Origin of the sequence: Croceitalea sp. MTPC6, assembly GCF_036985525.1 — a bacterium.
Classification (GTDB): Bacteria; Bacteroidota; Bacteroidia; order Flavobacteriales; family Flavobacteriaceae; genus Croceitalea.
Window position 1 is genome coordinate 238152 of the sequence record NZ_BTGR01000003.1, and the last position, 24340, is coordinate 262491.

Below are 24340 nucleotides of genomic sequence, written 5' to 3' on the forward strand. Positions count from 1 at the left end.
AGCGACCAATTTATTTAACAAACAAAAACACAGTAGCCACATGTATGTATTAAAAAGAGATGGAAGAAAAGAACTGGTCATGTTCGATAAAATCACGGCCAGGGTAAGAAAACTATGTTACGGTCTAAATCCATTGGTAGACCCACTTAAAGTTGCCATGCGAGTCATAGAAGGACTTTATGATGGAGTAACCACTTCAGAGCTGGATAATTTAGCAGCAGAAATTGCGGCTACAATGACGACTACCCATCCTGATTATGCAAAGTTGGCTGCAAGGATTTCCGTTTCCAACCTACATAAGAACACAAAAAAGTCTTTTTCTGAGACCATGAAGGATTTGTATGGATATGTGAATCCTAGGACAGGCAAAAAAGCTCCTTTGCTTTCGGATGAGGTTTATAAGGTGATTTCTGAAAATGCAGAGCGATTAGATTCTACAATTATTTATAACCGTGATTTTGGCTACGATTACTTCGGTTTTAAAACTTTGGAACGTTCTTATTTATTGAAGGTGAACGGACAAATTGCGGAACGCCCGCAACACATGTTAATGCGTGTTTCCGTAGGTATTCATATAGATGATTTGGAGGCTGCTATTGAAACTTATGAGCTGATGTCCAAAAAGTATTTTACACACGCAACTCCAACCTTGTTCAATTCTGGTACACCAAAGCCACAAATGTCTTCTTGCTTTTTATTGGCTATGAAAGAAGATAGCATTGACGGTATTTATGATACTTTAAAGCAAACGGCCAAGATTTCTCAATCTGCCGGAGGAATAGGATTGTCTATTCACAACGTACGTGCTCGTGGTTCATACATTGGAGGAACCAACGGTACTTCTAATGGTATTGTTCCTATGCTAAAGGTGTTCAACGATACTGCTCGTTATGTGGATCAAGGTGGTGGAAAACGTAAAGGTAGTTTTGCCATCTACATGGAACCTTGGCATGCAGATATCTATGACTTTCTGGACTTAAAAAAGAACCACGGTAAAGAAGAAATGCGTGCGCGTGATTTGTTTTATGCAATGTGGATTTCAGATTTATTTATGAAGCGTGTTGAAGCCAATGAGGATTGGACTTTAATGTGTCCAAATGAATGCCCCGGTCTATTTACAAACCATAGCGAAGAGTTTGAAAAGCTTTATACAAAGTATGAAGCAGAAGGTAAAGGGAGAAAGACAGTTAAGGCCCGTGATCTTTGGGAAAAAATTCTAGAATCACAAATAGAAACAGGTACACCTTACATGCTTTACAAAGATGCGGCTAACCGCAAGAGCAACCAGAAGAATTTGGGAACCATTCGTTCTTCCAATCTTTGTACAGAGATTTTGGAGTACACTTCTCCTGATGAGGTTGCAGTATGTAACTTGGCATCTATTGCCTTGCCAATGTTTGTTAAAAATGGAGCATTTGACCATAAGGAATTGTTTAAAGTAACCAAGCGGGTTACCAAAAACTTGAATAAGGTAATTGATAGAAATTATTACCCTGTAAAAGAGGCTGAAAACTCTAATATGCGTCATAGACCAATTGGTTTAGGTGTTCAAGGCTTAGCGGATACTTTTATTATGCTCCGTATGCCGTTTACAAGTGACGAAGCCAAAAAGTTAAATCAAGAAATATTCGAAACCTTATACTTCGCTGCAGTAACCGCATCTATGGAAGCTGCTAAAGATGAGGGGCCATATTCATCTTATGAAGGCTCACCAATTTCAGAAGGGGAGTTCCAGCATAACCTATGGGGAATAAAAGATGAGGAACTATCTGGTCGTTGGGACTGGGCCAAACTTCGCAAGCAAGTAAAGAAAAGCGGGGTTAGAAATTCTCTTTTAGTGGCTCCTATGCCAACGGCATCCACTTCTCAAATCCTTGGGAACAATGAATGTTTTGAGCCATATACCTCTAATATTTACACTAGACGAGTGCTTTCTGGAGAATTTATAGTAGTGAACAAACATCTACTAGAAGATTTGGTGGCTCTAGGGCTTTGGAATGAGAACATGAAACAGGAATTGATGCGCGCAAACGGTTCTATTCAACATATAGAAACCATTCCACAAGACATTAGAGACCTCTACAAGACTGTTTGGGAGTTGAGCATGAAAGACATCATTGATATGTCTAGACATAGGGGGTACTTTATAGATCAGAGCCAGTCTCTTAATTTATTTATGGAGAACGCCAATTATTCCAAACTGACTTCAATGCACTTCTATGCTTGGAAGAGTGGTCTAAAGACAGGCATGTACTATTTAAGGACTAAAGCGGCAGTAGACGCCATTAAGTTTACCCTGGACAATACAAAGAAGAAAGAAGTTCCTGTTAGTGTAGCAGCTGAGGCTGAAGTAACAGCGGCAGACCCAAAAACTGCTGAGAACATAAAAGTGAACCCTACTCCTGCAACGCAACAAGAAGTTGATATTCAGCCAATGACAGCGGCTGAAATGAAAGAAATGATTGCACGGGCAAAAGAAGGTCAAGCAGACGACGATTGCCTTATGTGTGGATCATAGTGTGATAGTGTTTATTTGATAAAGTGCCCTAGCAAGCTTACCCCACAGAAGAGCTGCTAGGGTATTTTTTAAAAAGGGTAAAAACTTTATTTTCTAACAAGCAACCTAAAAGCTATTGCAGAGAATGCTAGCATAACTACATAAATTACCAAGAAGATTAAATACTTGTCCATTGTTGAAAAATCTAACTATTATACATACGCTTCAGAATCAATTTTAGATTACGAAAACGATATAGAAAAGTTAATTAACAGAAGTTACTAAATCTAAGGATTGCTTTTCTTCTTTAAATAAGCACTATAAACAACTTTCGTAATAAAAAAGCAATAACATGGGCGTAGGATAAGGTAAGTACTTATATATGAACGTAATAAAGTAGTATATCTTACACCATTAACGAAGATTTAGCATTTTAAACAAAAAAGCCCTTTCTATTTAGAAAGGGCTTTTTTGTTTAATCATTTAGTTATCTATAAAGACCACGCTCTTCCCTGAGTTAGTTCTTCAACATCACCGCAAGCGATATACTCGCCAGGCAAAGGTAGGTAAGCGAGAACTTCTTCACCTACATACTCAGAAGACTTATATGCCCAGGTTGCCATGCTTCTAACATTACCGGCAAAAGCATAACAGGCAACGTCATCGTCCAATTCTGCAGATTCACCAGCCATCATAGCTTCCATATATTCTCCAATTGCTTTTCCTTGAGCTTCTTCTTCCTCATCAGACATTTTTTTAAGGTATTTGGTCAAAGCAGGTTCAAAATCAGCCCCTTCAATATCCATAAGACTGTCTTTACCAGCATCTGTCATCACTTTAGTCATGAACTTGTCCATTAGTACTTCCATAAAGGCTTGTTGTTCTTCAGGAAGTACACTTTTTGCAAATTCATCAATAAATACATGAACATTTACCTCTGTAGCTGAAGGTGTGTCCGTTTTTGGTAAAATCACATCAATCATCTGCGCCAAAGCATATCCTTTATCTTTATCAAAATAGCTAGGTACCCATTCAGCATAAGGCATTTTTTCTTTACAACTTTGTACCAATCCTAATAGGGTTGGGGTAGCTACGGTATAACCAAATACCATCCCCATATTTTTAAGTGCTGATCTTCTTTTCATTAGATATTTCCTTTTTTAAGTTCTTGTGCTGCATGGTTGGCAGCTCTAGCCGTGAAGGCCATATAAGTTAATGATGGATTTACACAAGCTGCAGAAGTCATAAAGGCACCATCAGTAACATACACATTTTTACAAGCATGCACCTGATTGTATTCATTCACCACTGAAGTTCTAGGATTGCTCCCCATTCTTGCAGTACCCATTTCGTGTATACCTAAACCAATGGCATAGGGGTCATCATAAGGTTCTATATCGCGTGCTCCAGACTTTTCCAACATTTGGACCGCTTGGTCCATCATGTCTTTGCGCATGTTCAGTTCGTTCTGTTGTATTTCTGCATCAAATGTTACTGTTGGTAAGCCCCACTGATCAAGCTTTTCATAATCCAGGGTCATTTTGTTGTCATGGTATGGAAGAATCTCACCAAATGCCAACATATTCATATTCCAACCTCCAGGAGTCAAAATGGTCTCTTTGTAATCTTTACCAAAACTAGCTTCAGCAACCATATCTTCATAATCGCCTCTAGTAGCACCACCTTGGTATCCATAACCCCTAGTAAAATCTTTCATAGTATTATTACCAACATTTCTAAATCTAGGAATGTAGATGCCATTGGGCTTTCTTCCTTTATAATATTTATCTTTGTAGCCATCAACTTTACCCCGTGCTCCAACGTGGAAATGATGATCCATGATATTGTGGCCCAATTCTCCAGAATCGTTTCCTAATCCATTTTCAAAACGGTCAGATTTAGATTGCATTAAAATAGATGTTGATGCAATTGCCGAGGCACATAAGAAAATAACCTTGGCTTTAAACTTGTATTCTTCCTTGGTAACCCTATCTATTACTTTAACACCAGTAGCTTTTTTGGTATTGGGGTCATATATAACTTCATGTACAATAGAATCTGGTCTTAAAGTCATATTTCCCGTAGCCTCAGCAGCTGGTAGTGTTGAAGAAACACTACTAAAGTATGCTCCAAAAGGACAACCTCTTATACATCTATTTCTGTATTGACATTTGGAACGGCCATCACCTTCAAACTTTTTATCACCAGTGATATGGGCTACACGCCCTGCGGTAATAACTCTACCATCAAAATGTTCCGCGACCTTTTCTCTAACATGATCTTCAACACAATTTAAAGGCATCATTGGCGTAAACTGTCCGTCAGGCAACTGTGGTAAACCAAGTAATTCACCAGAAATACCAATGTATGATTCTACCTTGTCGTACCAAGGAGCAATGTCTTTGTAACGTACAGGCCAATCAATCGCTACACCTTCTTTTTTGTTTGCTTCAAAATCAATATCACTCCATCTATAACTATGTCTGCCCCACATTATAGACCTTCCTCCAACATGGTAACCACGCATCCAGTCAAAACGTTTAGTTTCGTTGTATGGGTGTTCTAAATCATTTACAAACCAGTGCTTAGAATCTGCTCTAGTAGTGTAACCGGTTCTATTTTGTTTTTCTTGCTTTGCAATATCTTCCTGTGATGGTTGCCTTGCATGAGGGAAATCCCAAGTGTCCATATTTGCAGTTGGATAGTCTTCACGGTGCTTTACCATTCTGCCACGTTCCAAAACCAATGTCTTTAACCCATTTTCGCATAACTCTTTGGCAGCCCAACCTCCACTTATGCCAGTTCCAACAACAATCGCATCATACGACTCTTGCTCTTCATTGTAATAGAATTTACTCATTTATACATGATTGTTTATACCCTAAATGTATTAAATATTAAATTAATTTTCTACATTTAATCCCTATGTTTATTGAGAAATCTACACTATAACGTTATAGTAAATGGCTATTTCTTAATAATCAGAATGTCTAAATAACCAATATGAAGCGAAGAAGTTTTATTCAGAATGGAGCAAAAGCAGGAATTGCATTTTCCTTTTTGGGAATATCTGCCTGCAAGCAAGCAAATAAAGATAAAGCAAAAGATGAGTCTGAAGAAATTTCAACAACTACCAATACGGAACCATTTTTTGAATTATCATTAGCGCAGTGGTCCATAAATAAGATGATAAGAGAGGGTGGAGTGGACCCATATACTTTTGCTGAAAAAGCAAAATCTTGGGGTTTTACAGGGTTAGAGTATGTTAGCCAGTTATATAGGAAGGAATTGGAAGCTGACAATTATTCAGCTGAGGCGATGCAAAATTTCATTGACAAGAATAACGCTGAAGCAAAAAAGCATGGTCTAACCAGTCTTTTAATAATGATTGATGGGGAAGGACCTTTGGCATCAACGGATGTCGGGGAAAGATCGGATGCTGTTAAAAATCATTACAAATGGGTTGATGCTGCAGCTGCTATGGGATGCCATTCTATAAGAGTAAACTTGCAGGGTACCATGGAGCCGGAAGCATGGGTTGAAGCCTCGGTTGATGGATTAACGCAATTGGCTACTTACGCAAAGGATAAGAATATAAATGTGATTGTTGAAAATCATGGAGGACCATCATCTAATGCGGCTTGGTTGGCATCAGTTATGAAAAAAGTTAATATGGATAACTGCGGAACCTTGCCAGATTTTGGCAACTTTTGTGTTAAGCGCGAAGATGGTTCTTATTACGAATCCAAGTGTCTGGAAGAGTATGATATATATAAAGGGGTGATCGAATTAATGCCCTATGCAAAAGCAGTAAGTGCAAAAGCGTATGATTTTGATGAAAATGGAAATGAAACCAAAATCGATTATGTAAAAATGATGCAAATTGTAAAAAAAGCTGGTTATACGGGCTTTGTTGGTGTTGAATATGAGGGAAATACACTTAGTGAAGAAGAAGGAATTATTGCTACTAAAAAATTATTGCTTAATACGGCTTCCCAAATCTCTTAGATATAGGAATTAATTTATGAAATCGTTCTTTAACCAACTGTTTGACTATAATTTCTATTGCAACAAAAAGCTGATAGAAAAATTCTTGGAATTAGATAAAGTTCCAAAAAAAAGCAGCACCCTTTTTAGTCATTTACTTAATGCGCACCATATTTGGAACATGCGTCTATTGGGCAAAGAATCAAAGTACGAAGTTTGGCAAGAACACAAAGTAAAAGATTGGGAAGATATCCACTATGAAAACCAACGGACTACTTTTGAAATTATAACCAATACAGAAGATTTTGAAAAAAGAGTGGATTATGAAACTACAGAAGGGCGTGTTTTTGCCAATGACTTAAAAGATATTTTGTTTCATATAATAAATCATTCTACACATCATCGTGGTCAAATCTTAGCGGATTTTAGAGCCAATAAGATTGACCCAGAAGGGCTCGATTACATTCATTACAAAAGATAATTATGAAAGGTTTTACTAGGGCTCAACTTTCTTTTATGATGTTTTTGGAGTTTTTTATCTGGGGGGGATGGTTTGTGACATTGGGTATTTATCTTCCTAACACCTTGGACGCAGATGGAAGCGAAATTGCTTTTGCCTACTCCAGTCAATCCTGGGGAGCCATAATAGCACCTTTTATTATCGGTCTTATAGCAGATCGCTACTTTAATGCAGAACGGATTTTAGGCGTATTACATTTAATTGGGGCACTATTAATGTATCAAATGGCCAATGCGGAAAGCATAGCAGTTTTTATTCCATATGTATTTGGATATATGATTGCATATATGCCAACCTTAGCATTAGTTAATTCTGTGTCCTTTAATCAAATGAAGGATCCGTCAAAAGAGTTTTCTTTTATTCGGGTATTTGGCACAATTGGTTGGATAGTTGCAGGCTTAATTTTCATTAGCGTACTCTTCAAATGGGACTCACCTGAGAATATTGCAAGTGGAGCTTTAAAAAACACCTTTTTGATGACAGCAATTGCTTCTAGCATACTGGGGGTATTTAGTTTTACACTACCTAAAACACCACCTAGAGTTTCCAATGGAGAAGAAGTATCATTGTCAACTATCCTTGGTTTAGATGCTCTTAAATTACTCAAAGACCGAAACTATCTGATCTTTTTTATAGCTTCTATTCTAATTTGTATACCCTTAGCTTTTTATTATCAACATGCAGGACAATTCCTTGGGGAAATAGGAGCTTCTATTGGAGTATTTGGTTCGCAAGTAGGTCCAGCTGGAATGATGACAATTGGACAAATATCAGAAGCTCTGTTTTTACTGCTCTTGCCGTTTTTCTTTAAAAAGTTTGGCTTTAAAAAGACCATATTGGTAGGAATGGTTGCATGGTTGGTAAGATATATGCTATTTGCTTATGGAAATGCTGGTGAGCTTACCTTTATGTTGCTTGTTGGTATCGCTTTGCATGGAATTTGTTATGACTTCTTTTTCGTGTCCGGACAAATATATACCGATACAAAAGCAGGTGAAAAATATAAAAGTGCCGCACAGGGCTTAATTACACTGGCTACCTATGGAATAGGAATGCTTATTGGTTTTTGGGTCGCAGGCCAAATTACAGATTTAAATCTCATAGGGGAAAATAAACATGAGTGGTCCAGTATTTGGCAATTCCCAGCATTTTTTGCATTGGGGGTATCAATCCTTTTTGCCGTGGCCTTTAAGAATGAAAAAATTGAGTACAAACAATAACCAACTGATAATCAAATAAATTAAACATGGAAAACATAAACAAGAATAGACTTTTTGTTGCATCCTGTGTTGCCTTATTGGTAACATCGATGACCTTTGCAATCAGAGCAAGATTAGAAACTGTTTTTGGACCAGAGGGAGTAGGTCTTACTCTAGAGCAAATAGGATGGGCATTTACCCCTGCTTTTTGGGGTTTTACAATTGCAATGATTGTTGGAGGACCATTGGTTGATTCTCTTGGAATTAAAAAAATCACATGGATTGCATTTATTACACATGCCATAGGAATTGTGTGGACAATTTTGGCAAAAGATCAAACTTCATTGTTTACGGCAACCCTCTTTGTAGGTATTGGTAACGGTATGGTTGAAGCTGCACTTAATCCAATGATAGCATCCATGTATACGGAGAATAAAACTAAGATGTTAAATCGTTTTCATGTCTGGTTCCCTGGTGGAATAGTAGTTGGCTCTTTAATTGGTTGGTTGGTGATGGATGTTATGGGACTTGGATGGCAAGTCATGGTAGGAGTATTGTTCATCCCATTGATTATTTACGGATTTATGTTCTTAGGACAAAATTTCCCCGTTACAGAACGTGTTCAAATGGGAATTAGTAACAATAAAATGATTGCCAGTTTAGGAAAGCCACTGTTTATTTTTATGGTGCTATGTATGTTTTTAACTGCTGCATCTGAACTAGGTACCACGCAGCGTATTGAATCTTTATTAAAAGAATCTGTTGCAGTACCTTTATTGGTACTTGCTTTTATTAATGGTATTATGGCTTTGGGAAGAGCTTTTGCAGGTAAGGTAATACATAAACTACAACCGGCAGGAATGCTTTTGTTTTCAGCAATATTTACATTTATAGGACTTTGGTTATTGACTATTACAAGTGGAGCTATGACCTTTGCTGCTGCAGCGGTTTTTGCTGTTGGAGTTACTTTTTTCTGGCCAACTATGTTAGGCTTTGTCGCAGAATACCTTCCGCAGACAGGAGCTTTAGGGCTTTCAATCATGGGAGGGGCAGGAATGTTATCGGTGTCGGTTGTTTTACCAATAATGGGTAATTTAATGGATAATGCAAGTCCTATTGAAGCTTTACGGACAATGTCTATACTACCTGCGATTTTAATAGTTGCATTTATAGGATTGTACCTTTACATGAAAAAAAGAAAAACGGAAACCGCATAAATTTATAATTAAAAATGCCAAAGAAAATAAGATTAGGAATTTTAGGAGGGGGTGGAGATTCATTAATTGGAATCTTACATCGAGTTGCATCTCAAATTAATGATAACTATGAAATAGTTGGAGCAGTTTTTAGTCCTGAACACTCAGAAAGCATAGAATTTGCTGAAGAAATTGATATTCCAACAGATAGAATCTATAAAGATTTTGATACCCTCATTGAGGAAGAACTAAAACTACGGGAGGAAGAACGAATTCAAGTATGTTCCGTTCAAACGCCTAATTTTCTACATTTTCCAATGGCAAAAAAGTTGTTAGATAATGGATTTCATGTCATCTGTGAAAAGCCTATGACCATGAATTATGAAGAAGCCAAGATTTTAGAAGAGGCGCATCAAAAATCAGGAAAGGTATTCGCATTAACACATACTTACACTGGTTATCCTATGGTAAGGCAAATGCGTGAAATGATTAAATCAGGTGCTCTTGGAAAAATTCATAAAGTGGACGCTAGATACTATCAAGGATGGATTAATACGATTATCCATGATAAAGAGAAACGTTCTTCCGTGTGGCGTTTAGACCCAACAAAAGCTGGGATAAGCTCTTGTATGGGAGATATTGGAGTACATGCATTTAATATGGTAGAATATACCACCGGTTTACGGGTGAAATCTTTGTTATGTGACTTCAATTATCTTTATGAAGACAATCAAATGGATGTAGATGGTACCGTATTGATCCGTATGGATAAGCATGTAAAAGGTGTGATACGCTCAAGTCAGGTAGCTACTGGGGAAGAAAATGGTTTGGCAATTGCCATTTATGGGGAAAAAGGAGCATTTAGATGGGAGCAAGAACGACCTAATTTTTTATATAAATTAAGTGATACAGAACCTTTGCAAGTGTACAAACCTGGACATGCTTACAATTCTGAGCTGTCCTTATCGGGGACAAAATTACCACCAGGGCATCCTGAGGGTATTTTTGACTCTATGGCCAATATTTATTTAGGAGCTGCAAAAGCGATTCGTGGTGAAAAATATAATGACGGTGAATTCCCAACAATGACAGATGGTGTGCGTGGTATGAATTTTATTGAAAGCACAGTAGCATCAAATAAAGAAGGAAATGTTTGGATAGATTTGAATTAGCCTATTCAACACCCTGCCTCAAATATATTTATTTAGAGACCTTCAAGAGTTCAAAGCTTGAAGGTCTTTTTAAGTATAATAAAGGAGATAATTAATAACTTATAACATTAACTTTCTAAAATCAATATCAAATTCTTTTTCCAAAAAGGCAATAGTTTTAGGCTGTCCACTAAGTGATGCTTTTATAAGTTGTGAAGAAAATAGCCCACTTTTGGGCTTCCATTTTGCATTTTCACGGTCTACCGCCTTAATCCATTCTACCTTTACAGGATATTCGGAATTTTCGTTGTGACTGTTTTCATAAATAGCTGGTTTTTTCAAAGGATAACTATTTAAAAACCTTCCTTTAAATTTAAAATTATTGATTCTAACCGCTTTTGCTTTTATTTTTCCTACGCCAACGAATCCATGACCTTTTAAATAAGAAACTACAATATCTCCTCTTTCTAAGGTGCGGATTGGGTCACTGTATTTTTTGTGTCCGCCAGCGGTTAAAAAACCATACTGTTTGCAATCTTCCCAACACCTATGATTTCCCTCTCCCACGTTAACGTAGTATAACCCATTTTTAAAATCGAAATATGCTAAATCACAATGTAATGTGTTATGAGGTCTAAATTTATCAGCAAAATGACCAGAAGATTGATTTGTCAGATTTTTACCTAGTTTCCAAATCAAAGTTTTCTCAATAAGGAATGCTTGCTCATTTGTCAAATCTTTGGCGACAACCTTAATTATAGGTTGTAGACCAACTTTTTCGATTTCTTTTATTCGTCTTGTTTTCTCTGAATCCGTGGTATCTGACAGATGAGCTAACTTTCTATTGCTCTTTCCTTTGCCGTAATAGAATTCCTCAAAATTTCTTGGATCAATGTAGACATAAACATAGTATTCCGATTTTGAATTTTTCAAAAACCAATATTTAGATGATTACCTTTTATATAAAAGCTCAAACCGTTCAAAAACGATAATCATACTTTCCCTTGGAACGCGACCAAAAGGTTCAAGTTCACGGGTATAGTAGTCCCAATGCACTTTTTTCCAGTACTCCAAGCTTTTATCACCTTCCCCTTCTAAACGCGCATGTTCAGAATGGATAGAAAAGTAAGGAATCAGCTTTACAGAGGTGGTTCGGATAAGACATTTTGCATTTCCATTCCAATCCGTAACCACAAAGAAATCTCCAATTTTGGGCATTTGCTCTTCTCGTAACTGAAGGCCTAATAAGGAATGCGAGGTAGCTCTTTTTATGTCTTTAGAAACCAAACTTGCCAAATGGTTGGCATCCTTTTCATTGTCTCCAAAATATCCTGATAAAGGTGCTTTTTCAAATGCAAACTCGGTATGTTTATCTAAAAAGTCTCCCCAAAGGTTTCGTGCCGAAGCGTTATCCATTTATGAAATAAGATTAGTTAAGCGAATTTACCCAATTTAAATTGTTCCGCAGCATGATTGGCTGCTCTAGCAGTAAATGCCATATATGTTAGTGAAGGGTTAACACAGCTGGCCGAGGTCATGAAAGCTCCATCAGTAACATATACATTAGGGACGTCATGCACTTGATTATTTTTATTGAGTACTGAAGTTCTAGGATTCCATCCCATACGGGCCCCACCCATCTCATGTATTCCCAATCCTGGTCCAGTCTCTGTGTCATAAGGGTTAACATCTTTGAATCCTGCAGATTTTAACATGGATACAGCTTCTTCTTTAATAGCTTCTCGCATTTTAAGCTCATTCTCTTTAAACTCCACGTCAAAGTTCAATTGCGGCAAGCCCCATTTATCTTTTTTGTTTTTATTTAAGGTAACACGGTTGTCATGGTGTGGAAGCATTTCGCCAAAACCGGTCATGCCAATTTGCCAACCTCCAGGCTGCAACATAGCTTCTTTGTAAGCATTACCATATCCCATTTCAGCTACCATCTCGCCCCAATTATCACGACTGGCACCACCTTGATAACCAAAACCTCTTAGGAATTCTCTTCGTTTGGTTTTCTCATCTAGATTAACAAAACGCGGGATATAAAAACCATTAGGTCTTCGACCTTTGTAATACTTGTCTAAATGTCCATCGACTTTAGCTGAAGCCCCCAATTGGTAATGATGATCCATAATATTACGACCAACTTCATCATAATTATTACCCAGACCATTGGGGAAACTTTTTGATTTTGATTGCAATAAAATCCCTACCGAAGCCATTGCAGATGCACATAAAAAGACAATTTTACCCATAAATTCCAGCTTTTCTCCAGTTTCTGTGTCTACAACCTTAACACCGGTAGCTTTCTTCAGACTTTCGTCATAAATAACTTCATGAACAATAGAATTGGGCCTAAGGGTCATATTACCCGTTCGCTCCGCAGCAGGCAGTGTGGAAGAATTACTACTAAAATATCCGCCAAAGGGGCATCCTCTCCAACATCTATTCCTGTACTGACATGGATTTCTGCCCTCAAATTCCTTGGAGGTATCAGTGATATGTGCCACACGCCCAATGGTCAATAATCTATCATCTTCAAAGTTGGCTTCCATAGCTGCTTGAAGATCCTTTTCGACACAGTTTAAATCCATTGGAGGTAAAAACTTTCCATCGGGCAATTGTTTTAAGCCCAAATTTTCACCACTTACTCCAATATAGGATTCCACTTTATCATACCAAGGGGCGATATCCTTATAACGAATTGGCCAATCAACAGCTATGTCTTCTTTTAAGTTTGCTTCAAAATCAATATCACTCCATCGGTAACTCTGTCTTCCCCACGTTAGGGAACGACCACCTACATGATAACCCCGAATCCAATCAAACCGTTTTGTTTCTTGATAGGGGTGCTCAAGATCGTTCACAAAAAAATGTTTTACTTCTTCATTGGGAGCCCAACCAACTCGGGATTGTTTGGGGTATTTTTTTTTCTCTTCCCTAGATAGCTGTCCCCTGTACGGAGAATCCCAAGGGTCAATATTCATAGTCTTGTAGTCTTCGATGTGTTTCACCATCGGACCACGTTCTAAAACAAGTGTTTTCAAACCATTTTCACATAGTTCTTTAGCTGCCCATCCGCCAGTTATTCCCGTGCCAACTACAATGGCATCATAAACAGTATTTTGATTCAAAATAGTGTGATTTAATTATTAGCTAATCATTATATTTATAGCTTTCCTAAGAATAAAATAAGAAAGGCAAACATTATCTTTTAAATATAGGGGATAATTGGTAATTTTTTTAGCATAACCCAAAACTTGAAAAAATATTTCTCATGAAAACGATTAAAGGTCCTGCGGTTTTTTTAGCCCAATTCGTAGATAGCAAAGCACCATTTAATTCTTTGGACGGCATGTGTAAGTGGGCGTCAGATTTAGGATATAAGGGAATACAAATTCCTACTTGGGAATCTTTCTTAATAGATTTGGATAAGGCAGCTGAAAGCCAAGATTACTGTGATGAGTTAAAGGGCAAAATTAACTCTTACGGATTGGAAATTACAGAGCTTTCAACCCATCTTCAAGGGCAATTGGTCGCTGTGAACCCAGCATATGATTTAATGTTTGATAATTTTGCACCAGATTATCTAAAAGGTAATCCAAAAGAACGTACAAAATGGGCAGTAGAGACAGTTAAAAAAGCTGCTACTGCAAGTAGGAGATTAGGTATAAAGGCGCATGCCACTTTTTCTGGAGCATTGTTGTGGCATACCATGCACCCATGGCCTCAGCGACCAGCAGGTTTGGTTGAGATGGGCTTTGAAGAGCTAGCCAAACGTTGGATGCCCATATTAAATCATTTTGATGAAGAGGGGGTAGATGTATGTTACGAGATACACCCTGGTGAAGATTTACATGACGGCGATACTTTTGAACGTTTTTTAGAAGCAACAGGAAATCATAAAAGGGTAAATATTCTTTATGATCCAAGCCATTTTGTGTTGCAACAGTTGGATTATATCACCTACATTGACCATTACCATGAGTTTATTAAATCTTTTCATGTAAAGGATTCTGAGTTTAATCCGACTGGAAAAAAAGGTGCTTTTGGGGGATACAATGATTGGCAAGATCGCGCAGGAAGATATCGTTCTCTAGGAGATGGACAAATTGATTTTAAGACTATTTTTTCCAAGTTAACACAATACGGGTGTGATGTTTGGGCAGTAATGGAGTGGGAGTGCGTAATTAAAAGCCCAGAACAAGGGGCACGGGAAGGCGCAAAATTTATTCAGAATCATATTATAGAAGCAACGCAAAAAACATTTGATGACTTTGCTGGAGGTGAAATAGATAGGGAAGTGTTAGAGAAAATATTAGGGCTTTAATACCTAATGGTCTTCACAGATGTTGTTCGTAGAAAAAAAATCGTCACTTAGATTTTCAATCTTATTTTGTGGGTTTAAAATAAAAACAATATGAAAAATTTGATAGCATTGGCATTAGTCTTTTTAATGCTTGCCTCATGCAAGGAAAAAACAAAATCTACGGTTGGTGAAAATGACGATAAGGTACTTATAGAAAAAGACTCGAAAATGAAAGGGAACCAAGATTGGACCATTCTTTTTGACGGAAGCTCTTTTGATGATTGGCATTACTACAGAGCTGGAGAGGTTGTTGAACCTTGGAAAATAGAAGATGGCGCGATGGTTTTTTATCCTCCAAAGGAAGGGGAGAGAAACGGAAAAACTTTTAATATTGTAACAGATAAAGCCTATACAAACTTTGTGCTTTCTGTAGAGTGGAAAATTTCTGAAGGGGGCAATAGCGGGATTTTTTGGGGAATTTTGGAAGATGAAAAATATGGACAACCTTATGAAACTGGACCTGAAATACAAGTATTGGATGATGAAAGACATCCAGATTCCAAAAATGGACCAACAAGACAAGCAGGGGCACTTTATGATATGGTACCCCCAAGCGTAAAATCTGTAAATGTTGCTGGTAAATGGAATACTTGTGTTTTAACGGTTAACCATAAAACCAATAATGGTAACGTGGTTTTAAATGGAAAAGAGATTGCCAAATTTCCAGTAAATGGCCCACTTTGGGAAGAGATGGTTGCCAATTCCAAGTTTGCCGACTGGGAAGGTTTTGGAAAATATAAAACAGGTAAAATTGGTCTACAAGACCATAATGATATCGTATCCTATAGAAACATAAAGATTAAAGAATTATAATATGAGACATTGTTTTATTGGGTTAGTAGCTGCACTTTTTTTGATTGGATGCCAAGAAGGTTCTGATAAAAAAGAAGTTGAAAATATAGTTGCAAAAGACCCTAATATTTTAGAAAAATATCAAGGAGAAGAGCCTATTACACCTGAGGCAACGGAAGTCTATGAACCCGTCCCTCCAAGAGTTACTTTAGATGAAAAGGGCGTACCAAGTGACGCTATTGTACTTTTTAATGGGACAAACTTGGACGAATGGATAAGTGCAACCGATAGTACAGCTGCAAAATGGACCATAAACGATGATGCCAGTATGACGGTGAAAGATAAATCCGGGAACATACAGACCAAAAGAAACTTTGGGAGTATACAGCTTCACTTAGAATGGAAATCCCCAGGAGAGGTAATTAATGAAGGGCAAGCAAGAGCCAATAGTGGCGTGTTTATTCAACAACGCTATGAGATTCAGATATTGGACAATAACGATAATCCAACTTACACCAATGGACAAGTAGGCTCGGTTTATAAACAATCGATTCCCTTGGCCATGGCATCAGCTCCTACTGGGGAATGGAACACGTATGATATTATTTTTCACGCACCAGAATTTAAAGACGAAAAGCTTACTAAGCCTGCATATGTTACCGTGCTACATAACGGCGTTTTGATTCAAGATCATTTTGAAATTGAAGGTATAATCAAGTATATAGGTTGGCCCAAATATGAAGCACATGGCAAGGCACCTATTGTTTTACAAGATCATCAAGACAATAGTCGTGTAAGCTATCGTAACATTTGGGTTAGAGAGTTGCAAATGAGTTTATAAGTTTTGTGTTTAAATGTTTAAAAGGGATTCACACTCTTACCTATCAACATATAAACCGTTAAACCATAAACTCAAAAATTCGTTTCGCTACCTTTGCCAAAATTTAGTCTTCTCCTATGATTCAATCCATGACTGGTTATGGGAAGCATGTGGTACAGCTTCCATCCAAAAAAATCACCGTAGAACTTAAATCACTTAATAGCAAAAACCTTGATATCAATGCAAGGATTCCACAAGCTTATCGGGAAAAAGAATTAGAGCTTAGGAAGTTGATTTCTGATTCTTTAATGCGCGGAAAAGTTGATTTTAACCTACACATAGAACTTACTGGAGAAGAAACCACAGCTGAAGTAAATGTGGGGATGGTAAAAAAATATATGGAGCAATTACGGACCATCGCTAAAGGTGATGAAATCAAATTTTTAGAGCTCGCACTAAAAATGCCGGATACGCTGAAAACGGATAAGGATGATATTGATCCAAAGGAATATAAAGCTATTAAAAATGCCTTGACTGAAGCTTTAAACGCAATAAATGGTTTTAGAACAGCGGAAGGCGATGTATTGGAGAAAGATTTTAAAAACAGATTAAATAACCTTTCCAACATTTTGGATAAGGTCAAAGAAATGGATGCGGAACGTTTGGAAACAATTCGGGAGCGTTTGGAAAAGGCAGTGGCAGATTTAAAGGTAGAACTAGATGCTAATCGTTTTGAACAAGAACTGATTTACTATTTAGAGAAGTATGATATAACAGAGGAAAAAGTTCGTCTAGCCAATCATTTGGATTATTTTGAAAGCACTATAGATTCAAAGGATTCAAATGGTAAGAAACTTGGATTTATTTCTCAAGAGATTGGAAGGGAGATCAATACCATTGGCTCAAAAGCCAATTATGCCCCAATGCAACAATTGGTGGTGCAAATGAAAGATGAGCTGGAAAAAATTAAGGAACAAATGCTTAATGTTTTATGAGTAAGGGAGGCAAGCTTATTATTTTTTCTGCGCCATCTGGGAGTGGTAAAACAACTATTGTTCGTCACTTACTAGAACAACCTGAGCTGAATTTGGCATTTTCTGTTTCTGCTACTTCGCGCCCTAGACGTGGAAGAGAAAAGCATGGAATAAATTATTATTTTATTAGTGTTTCTGAGTTTAAAAAGCATATTAAGAATGATGACTTTTTAGAGTGGGAAGAGGTTTATAGAGATAGTTTTTATGGAACATTGAAGACCGAGGTAGAAAGACTTTGGGCTGAGGGGAAAAATGTAATTTTTGATATTGATGTTGTTGGAGGCTTGCGAATAAAAAAGAAATTTCCAAAAGAAACCTTAGCAGTTTTTGTGAAGCCGCCTAGTGTGGATGAACTTAAAATCAGGCTAAAAAAGAGGAGTACGGAGAGCGACGATAAAATAAATATGCGTGTGGCAAAAGCATCTGTAGAATTGGCAACCGCACCACAGTTTGATAAAGTAATAAAAAACTACGATTTAGATACTGCATTAAACGAGGCTCATAAATTAGTTGCCGAATTTGTTGGAGCCAATAAAAAAGATTGCCAACAAGAAGAAGAATAATGAAAAAGGTGGGGCTATATTTTGGCACTTTTAACCCAATCCATGTTGGACACTTGATTATTGCCAATCATATGGTTGAGTTTTCTGAACTTGATGAGGTTTGGTTGGTAATTACACCACAAAGTCCATTTAAAACAAAGAAATCTTTGCTGGACAATAATCATCGTTACCAAATGGTTTTTGAGGCTACTGCTGACTATCCTAAATTAAAGCCAAGTAAGATAGAGTTTGATTTACCACAACCTAATTACACTATAAATACCTTAGTGCATCTTCAAGAAAAGCATGGTTTAGATTATTCATTTTCTCTTATAATGGGTGAGGATAATTTAAAGAGCTTCCATAAGTGGAAAAACTATGAGGTGATTTTGGAGAATTATGATTTACATGTTTATCCCAGAATTTCTTCGGGAAGCATAGAAAATAAATTTAAAGACCACCCTAAAATCCATAATGTGGACGCCCCAATTATTGAGGTTTCTTCAACGTTCGTCAGAAAACAGCATGCTTTGGGTAAAAATATTAAAGCAATGCTGCCAGACCCAGTTTGGAAATATATGGATGAGATGAATTTTTACCGTTAAGCGTTAAAAATTTGACTTTTCTAACAGTAAATAGCTAATCCGTTTTTGTTCAACTATTTATATGATTATCTTAGGGAAAATTCGAAATAGATGAATAGAATACTATGTTTTTGCCTCCTGACAATATTTATCTTTCCTACTACCTTTCAAGCTCAAAAAAAATCAAAAAAGAAATCCAAATCTAAGGTAGAAACACCTGCAAAACCAAAATCCAAAAACGGTATAAAACCCTACACGGAAGTCATAACAAAAAAGGCGGTATCTGATGATGGCGTATTTAAAGTACATCAAATTGCAGAGGATTATTTCTACGAAATTCCAATGTCCCAACTGAATAAAGAGATGCTTTGGGTAAGTAGAATTGCACAGATACAGAATGGTCTTGGTGGTGGCTATGTAAATGCAGGCTCTAAAACTAACGAACAGGTAGTACATTGGGTGCGGTTCCGAGATAAAATTTTATTAAAGTCAAAGTCTTTTGTAAATATTGCGGATAGTACCAAAGCAATTAGTAATTCTGTAAGGGTAAATAATTATGAACCTACTCTGTATGCTTTTGATATAAAAGCATTCAGTCCAGATTCTTCTGCAGTGGTTATAGATGTAACTAAGTTTTTTACTTCGGATATTGCTGCAATAAGTGGTTTGTCCTCAAGAGCAAGAAAAGAATATAAGGTCAAAAAATTAGATGGCTCCCGTAGCTTTATCAACAGTATCAAAAGCTTTCCTGAGAATATTGAGGTCAAACAAGATTTCACGTATTCTGCCTCAGAACCACCAAGTTTTAGAAGCACGGAATCCATCAGCATTCAAATGAATCAGTCAATGATTCTCTTGCCAGAAGAACCTATGCAGCCCAGAATTTATGATCCAAGAGTGGGATTTTTTACGGTTTCACAATATGATTATGGAAGTGAAGCACTAAAGGCTGATCAAAAAAAATATATTAGAAGGTGGCGATTGGAGCCTAAAGACCCAGAAGCTTATGCCCGTGGCGAATTGGTGGAACCTGTTAAACCCATAGTGTATTATTTAGACCCCGGCACACCGGAAAATTTACAATCCTACATAAAACAAGGTATTGAAGATTGGCAAAAGCCTTTTGAAACTGCTGGGTTTAAAAACGCCATTATTGCCAAAGACGTTCCAACAAAAGAGGAAGATCCAGAGTTCAGTCCAGAGGATATTAGATATTCTGTGGTACGCTATGTGGCTAGTACCACACGAAATGCGGTTGGGCCCAGCGTATCAGACCCTAGAAGTGGAGAAATTATAGAAAGTGATATTATATGGTACCATAACCATTTAAGAAGTTACCGTAATCGCTATCTTTTGGAAACAGCTGCCGCAAATCCTTCTGCAAGAACATTGGATACCCCGGAGGAGGAAATTGGAGAAATGATGCGAATGGTTATTGCTCATGAAGTTGGGCATGCTTTGGGTTTTCCACACAATATGGCAGCTAGTTATGCCTATCCAGTAGATTCCCTTAGGAACGGGGACTTCACTCAAAAGAATGGAATTGCAGCAAGCATAATGGATTATGCACGCTATAATTATATCGCTCAGCCAGGTGATGAAAATATTCGTTTTGTAAGACAAATGGGTCCTTATGACCATTATGCCGTTAATTGGGGCTATCGCTGGTTACCTGAAGAAAGTGCAGATGCTGAAACACCTACGCTTAATTCTTGGATAATGGAAAAAGCTGATAACCCTAGATATAAGTTTGGGAGACAGTCCAGTCGTTTTGATCCACAATCGCAAACGGAATGCATAGGCGATAATCCTATAAAAGCAAGTACTTATGGGTTGAAAAATTTAAAATATGTAGCTGCAAATTTGCCCAGATGGACTTCGGACAAAACCAACAATTACCAAGATTTAGAAGAGCTTTATGGAGAACTCCTTGGGGTGTATAGTAGGTATGCAGGTCACGTAACAAATACCGTTGGGGGAGTTTTTGAGAATTTAAAAACACCTGAGCAAGAAGGAACGATATATTCCAATTTTGATGCAAATGCCCAAAAACAAGCAATACAATGGTTGCATGCCAATATTTTTGAGACTCCAGAATGGATTTTAAATAAAAGTATTTTACAAAACATTGATCATGCAGGTCATTTTGAAAAGGTAAGAAGACTTCAGGTAAGACAATTGAACTCATTACTAAGCTTTGAACGTTTAGGGAGACTTATTGATGGTGAAAGTTTAGGCGATGACTATTACAGTGCTTTAAACATGTTGATGGATTTAAGGAACGGATTATGGAAGGAGAGCTCAAGAGGCGTTAGTGTTGATTTATACCGCAGAAATTTACAGCGTTCCTACGTGGACAGAATGATACACTTAATGCAAGAAGAATTGGAACCAAGCAGATTTAGAAGACCAGGTTTTGAAGGCCAAATTTATTATGACACCAACACTTCGGATGTAAAGGCTTTGGTCAGGGGAGAATTAAAAACATTAAAAACTAGATTGTCTTCTGCAAAAAACGGTAGAATTAATAGGGAGACCAGATATCACTACGAAGATATTATTGCTAGGATTGATGAAGTTTTTGACGGGGATTAAAAATATGTTTTAATCAATTTGGGGATAGGATATCTGTTCCCAAATATTTATCGTCTTTATTGTAATACCAAGCTCTGGTTTTTGGCATCTTTATTTCGTTAATGTTTTCTAGGCCTTGAAGTAGAATGTATTCACCATCATTTTTATTCTCATCATGGAAAAATTGGTATACTTCCATGGCATAAGTGACAGGGTCAAAATAAAAATACCATGTGTCCCCACCTACTTCTTTAGTATAATTCACCTTCAGGACTAGATACTGTTTTTCTTTGAATGTTCTTTTCTCAATTTTTTGGGTTATGATTGTGCCAGGGTCTTTTAACTTCATTGGCAAGCCATAGAGGTAAGTATAATAGTTCTTCATCATATTGCCCCTTTCACAACTTAATCGCAACCTTTTCTTTTCAACAACAGGGATATCTGAATCGCCGTTCAATGAAATTTTACAGCTGTCTTTTTCAATCAGATAGGCATAAGAATCATTCCCCTTTTTAACATCCAAAACAAATTCTTCCCTTGGTAAGTCAATATGTATTTTGCTTATTCTGTCACTTGAATTTGTGGTTTCCATGGTAATTTGAAATCCACCTTTAAAAGTTTCCCAAGCTCCATTGGGGTCGTGAAACGCAATTGATTTTTGTAAAAGTTCATTACCAGTAAGTTCCTGTGAAATACCAAAAATGCTTGTTAGCAACATTAAAATACAACTAACACACTTTTTCATAAGCCTTTACTTTTCTATTCGTGCAGGTTCAACGGAGCTATCATGTTCCGTGTAATATAATTCTAAAAGCTTCATGGTAGCTTCAATCATATCTTTACTTTCCGTCAATATGGAAAAGTACAGAGAAGTATTTTTTGGACTCGATTCTTCTGTCCGTGTTCTAGCAACTTGCTTTTCTATTTTTTGGGATACTAAATCAAAATATGTCTGTTTCTTATTTAGGAGAGCACCAATATTTTGGAAGTTACGTGCCCCAAAAATTTCAGAGCTATCCTTTAACAATTCTTCCAAGTGATTGTCCAAATCCTTAAGTTCTTTAATTTGGTTATACTTTAATTTACGGTGGTTGTTGTTCACATGGGTATAACTTATTTTGGATATATATTCCAGTGACTGTGCTAAATCTTGTAGATGCCCTAACATGACGATATAAAAATTACTGGCACCGCCCACACTGGCCTCGTCCAGATTTTTAATAAAGTAATAGATGTTGTCCTGAAGACCGTCCACTTCTTTTGAAAGCTTGGATACACCTTTTTTATTCTTTTTTAAATCATCAACATTGTGTTTGGCCAGTCCATTAATGGAACCTGTGTATATTTTGTTACTTCTTTTTATTACGTTTCCAATGTTGTCCGCACTTTCTTCAATAACTCCTTGAATAGAGCTACTTTCTGCCCTTCTCAAACTATCTTCTGCCTTAATAACCTTAGTTTTCTTGTTGTGGGCCATGTAATTACGCAACAATAACGCGGCAGCTAACATCAAAAGAATAACAAGTGAAATAAAACCTCCCAAGTGCAAAATGTACGCGATAATTGCTGCTGCAGTAAATGCACTAAAAGCCGTAAAGAACCAACCTCCAATTACATTTAGTACTCCAGCAACACGGTAAACTGCACTTTCTGCACCCCATGCACGGTCAGCTAAAGATGTACCCATAGCAACCATAAAAGTCACATAGGTAGTTGACAGTGGCAATTTCATTGAAGTGGCAATGGATATCAATACACTTGCCACCATAAGGTTCACAGCTGCACGAACCAAATCGAATGCTGGCATGTCTTGAACTTTACTTTTTGGGACATAAGTGTAGGGAACTTCGAACCGTTTATCTATTTTTTCTCTTAATGAAGGGGGTATTATTGATGAAATATTTTCAAACGCTGCAACACTAAATTTTACTACCTGTCTGGAGATAAAATTGGGCTGGAATCTTTCATCACCTTCATCCTGTCTTGCTAGATCAACGCTGGTTTTAACAACACTCTTTGCCTTGGAAGAGAACCACAAGGTAACCACCATGATACCACCTGAGAGAAGCAGCAATAGAGTTGGAGTCCTAACGGCAGCTGAAAGACCTTGCATATTGAATTCTGATGCTGCAACACCTGAGCCTTGCCAATCTTGGAACGACTGTAAAGCTGCGATTGGCACTCCTATAAAGTTGACCAAGTCATTACCAGCAAATGCCATTGCCAAAGCAAATGTTCCCAAGATTATGACTACGGTATAAATGTTCCATTTTAAGAAAGTAGAAAACACCCATGAAAGCAATGTCCAAAAAACTAGATTCCCCGCTATGAACAATTCGGGAGATTCACTAATAAACTGAATTATGGATTCATCAAATAATGCAGCACTTTTTAAACCTTTTACTATAATAAAATATATAATTGCAGTAATTGCCAAACCTCCAAAAATAGACTCCACCCATTTAGGTTTGCTATTAAATTGAAAAGAAATCAGAATCCTCGAAATAAACTGAACCAATGCCCCAATAGTAAATGCTATAAAAACCGAAAGCAAAATACCAAAGATGATCGCCGTTGCTTTCTCTGTATTAATGTAGTTGCCCAAATCCGAGAAACTACCATCAATTCCAATTATTTTGACAAGGGAGATTGCTACAGCGGCACCCAACAATTCAAAAACTATGGATACTGTTGTTGAGGTAGGCATTCCTAAGGTGTTGAAGAAGTCAAGCAGTAAAATATCAGTAATCATTACTGCCATGAAGATGAACATGATTTCTTCAAATACGAATTCCCCTGGATTAAATATGCCTTTACGTGCTACCTCCATCATACCGCTAGATGACATAGCACCAAAGGCGATGCCTAAACTAGCAACAATCATAACAGTTCTAAAAGTGACTGCTTTTGAACCTATTGCAGAATTTAAAAAATTAACCGCATCGTTACTAACACCAACCACTAAATCCGTTATTGCCAAAAGTCCAAGTGCAATAACCATGAAAATGTAGATATTCTCGCCCATACTATTTTTTGAAAGTAAGCAAAAATGCCATTATAATTCGTCATGTA

At 37.2% G+C, this 24340-nt stretch carries 20 protein-coding genes; 13 read left to right on the forward strand and 7 right to left on the reverse strand.

Annotated elements, in window-relative coordinates:
• Positions 1-40: 40 nt before the first annotated feature.
• Complete coding sequence (locus AACP56_RS07745) at positions 41-2518, forward strand: ribonucleoside-diphosphate reductase subunit alpha (protein ID WP_339335739.1); 2478 nt, start codon at positions 41-43, stop codon at positions 2516-2518.
• Between the two features lie 470 nt (positions 2519-2988).
• Here the strand turns inward: AACP56_RS07745 and AACP56_RS07750 are convergent, their stop codons facing one another.
• Positions 2989-3642: a gluconate 2-dehydrogenase subunit 3 family protein gene (locus tag AACP56_RS07750; protein ID WP_339335737.1), complete on the reverse strand. Its 654-nt coding sequence runs from the start codon at positions 3640-3642 to the stop codon at positions 2989-2991.
• Positions 3642-5357, reverse strand: a complete 1716-nt coding sequence (locus tag AACP56_RS07755) for a GMC family oxidoreductase (RefSeq protein ID WP_339335735.1) — start codon at positions 5355-5357, stop codon at positions 3642-3644. The genes AACP56_RS07750 and AACP56_RS07755 overlap by 1 nt, the downstream gene beginning before the upstream one ends.
• Before the next feature lie 143 nt (positions 5358-5500).
• On the opposite strand from AACP56_RS07755, the gene AACP56_RS07760 reads away from it, so the two are divergent.
• From AACP56_RS07760 to AACP56_RS07780, 5 genes are read left to right on the forward strand one after another with little or no spacing between them, the layout of a single operon-like run.
• The gene (locus AACP56_RS07760; RefSeq protein WP_339335733.1) at positions 5501-6505 is read left to right on the forward strand and encodes a sugar phosphate isomerase/epimerase family protein; all 1005 of its coding nucleotides are present in this window, start codon (positions 5501-5503) and stop codon (positions 6503-6505) included.
• A 16-nt stretch (positions 6506-6521) separates the two neighbouring features.
• Positions 6522-6965: a DinB family protein gene (locus AACP56_RS07765; protein ID WP_339335731.1), complete on the forward strand. Its 444-nt coding sequence runs from the start codon at positions 6522-6524 to the stop codon at positions 6963-6965.
• 2 nt (positions 6966-6967) lie between these two features.
• Entirely contained in the window at positions 6968-8224 is a 1257-nt protein-coding gene (locus AACP56_RS07770; protein ID WP_339335729.1) for an MFS transporter, read from the forward strand.
• A gap of 26 nt (positions 8225-8250) precedes the next feature.
• On the forward strand, positions 8251-9420 hold the full coding sequence (locus AACP56_RS07775) for an MFS transporter (RefSeq protein WP_339335727.1): 1170 nt from the start codon (positions 8251-8253) through the stop codon (positions 9418-9420).
• A gap of 14 nt (positions 9421-9434) precedes the next feature.
• The gene (locus tag AACP56_RS07780) at positions 9435-10571 is read left to right on the forward strand and encodes a Gfo/Idh/MocA family protein (RefSeq protein ID WP_339335725.1); all 1137 of its coding nucleotides are present in this window, start codon (positions 9435-9437) and stop codon (positions 10569-10571) included.
• A gap of 99 nt (positions 10572-10670) precedes the next feature.
• Here the strand turns inward: AACP56_RS07780 and AACP56_RS07785 are convergent, their stop codons facing one another.
• From AACP56_RS07785 to AACP56_RS07795, 3 genes are read right to left on the reverse strand one after another with little or no spacing between them, the layout of a single operon-like run.
• On the reverse strand, positions 10671-11483 hold the full coding sequence (locus AACP56_RS07785; RefSeq protein WP_339335723.1) for a GIY-YIG nuclease family protein: 813 nt from the start codon (positions 11481-11483) through the stop codon (positions 10671-10673).
• A gap of 18 nt (positions 11484-11501) precedes the next feature.
• On the reverse strand, positions 11502-11966 hold the full coding sequence (locus AACP56_RS07790) for an ASCH domain-containing protein (protein WP_339335721.1): 465 nt from the start codon (positions 11964-11966) through the stop codon (positions 11502-11504).
• Between the two features lie 17 nt (positions 11967-11983).
• Positions 11984-13687: a GMC family oxidoreductase gene (locus AACP56_RS07795; RefSeq protein ID WP_339335719.1), complete on the reverse strand. Its 1704-nt coding sequence runs from the start codon at positions 13685-13687 to the stop codon at positions 11984-11986.
• 143 nt (positions 13688-13830) lie between these two features.
• Here AACP56_RS07795 and AACP56_RS07800 point away from each other — a divergent pair, with 143 nt between their 5' ends.
• The 7 genes from AACP56_RS07800 to AACP56_RS07830 all read left to right on the forward strand — a co-directional run bounded on the left by AACP56_RS07800 (position 13831) and on the right by AACP56_RS07830 (position 21289).
• Positions 13831-14883 (forward strand): sugar phosphate isomerase/epimerase family protein, encoded by a 1053-nt coding sequence (locus AACP56_RS07800; protein WP_339335717.1) that lies wholly within the window; start codon positions 13831-13833, stop codon positions 14881-14883.
• 90 nt (positions 14884-14973) lie between these two features.
• Positions 14974-15735 carry a 3-keto-disaccharide hydrolase gene (locus AACP56_RS07805; protein WP_339335715.1) on the forward strand — a complete coding sequence of 254 codons (762 nt, stop codon included), beginning with the start codon at positions 14974-14976 and terminating at the stop codon, positions 15733-15735.
• A gap of 1 nt (position 15736) precedes the next feature.
• A complete protein-coding gene (locus tag AACP56_RS07810; RefSeq protein WP_339335713.1) occupies positions 15737-16555 on the forward strand; it encodes a 3-keto-disaccharide hydrolase in 819 nt (272 codons plus the stop codon).
• Positions 16556-16671: 116 nt separating this feature from the next.
• Positions 16672-17529, forward strand: a complete 858-nt coding sequence (locus AACP56_RS07815; protein WP_339335711.1) for a YicC/YloC family endoribonuclease — start codon at positions 16672-16674, stop codon at positions 17527-17529.
• A complete protein-coding gene (gene gmk / locus AACP56_RS07820; RefSeq protein ID WP_339335709.1) occupies positions 17526-18131 on the forward strand; it encodes a guanylate kinase in 606 nt (201 codons plus the stop codon). Before AACP56_RS07815 ends, gmk begins: the two co-directional genes overlap by 4 nt.
• On the forward strand, positions 18131-18715 hold the full coding sequence (gene nadD / locus AACP56_RS07825; RefSeq protein ID WP_339335707.1) for a nicotinate (nicotinamide) nucleotide adenylyltransferase: 585 nt from the start codon (positions 18131-18133) through the stop codon (positions 18713-18715). The genes gmk and nadD overlap by 1 nt, the downstream gene beginning before the upstream one ends.
• A 90-nt stretch (positions 18716-18805) precedes the next feature.
• Positions 18806-21289: a zinc-dependent metalloprotease gene (locus AACP56_RS07830; RefSeq protein WP_339335705.1), complete on the forward strand. Its 2484-nt coding sequence runs from the start codon at positions 18806-18808 to the stop codon at positions 21287-21289.
• A gap of 13 nt (positions 21290-21302) precedes the next feature.
• Here AACP56_RS07830 and AACP56_RS07835 read toward each other — a convergent pair whose 3' ends face one another.
• Positions 21303-22013 (reverse strand): DUF6503 family protein, encoded by a 711-nt coding sequence (locus AACP56_RS07835; RefSeq protein ID WP_339335703.1) that lies wholly within the window; start codon positions 22011-22013, stop codon positions 21303-21305.
• Positions 22014-22019: 6 nt separating this feature from the next.
• Positions 22020-24293 carry an inorganic phosphate transporter gene (locus AACP56_RS07840; RefSeq protein ID WP_339335701.1) on the reverse strand — a complete coding sequence of 758 codons (2274 nt, stop codon included), beginning with the start codon at positions 24291-24293 and terminating at the stop codon, positions 22020-22022.
• Positions 24294-24340 lie beyond the last annotated feature (47 nt).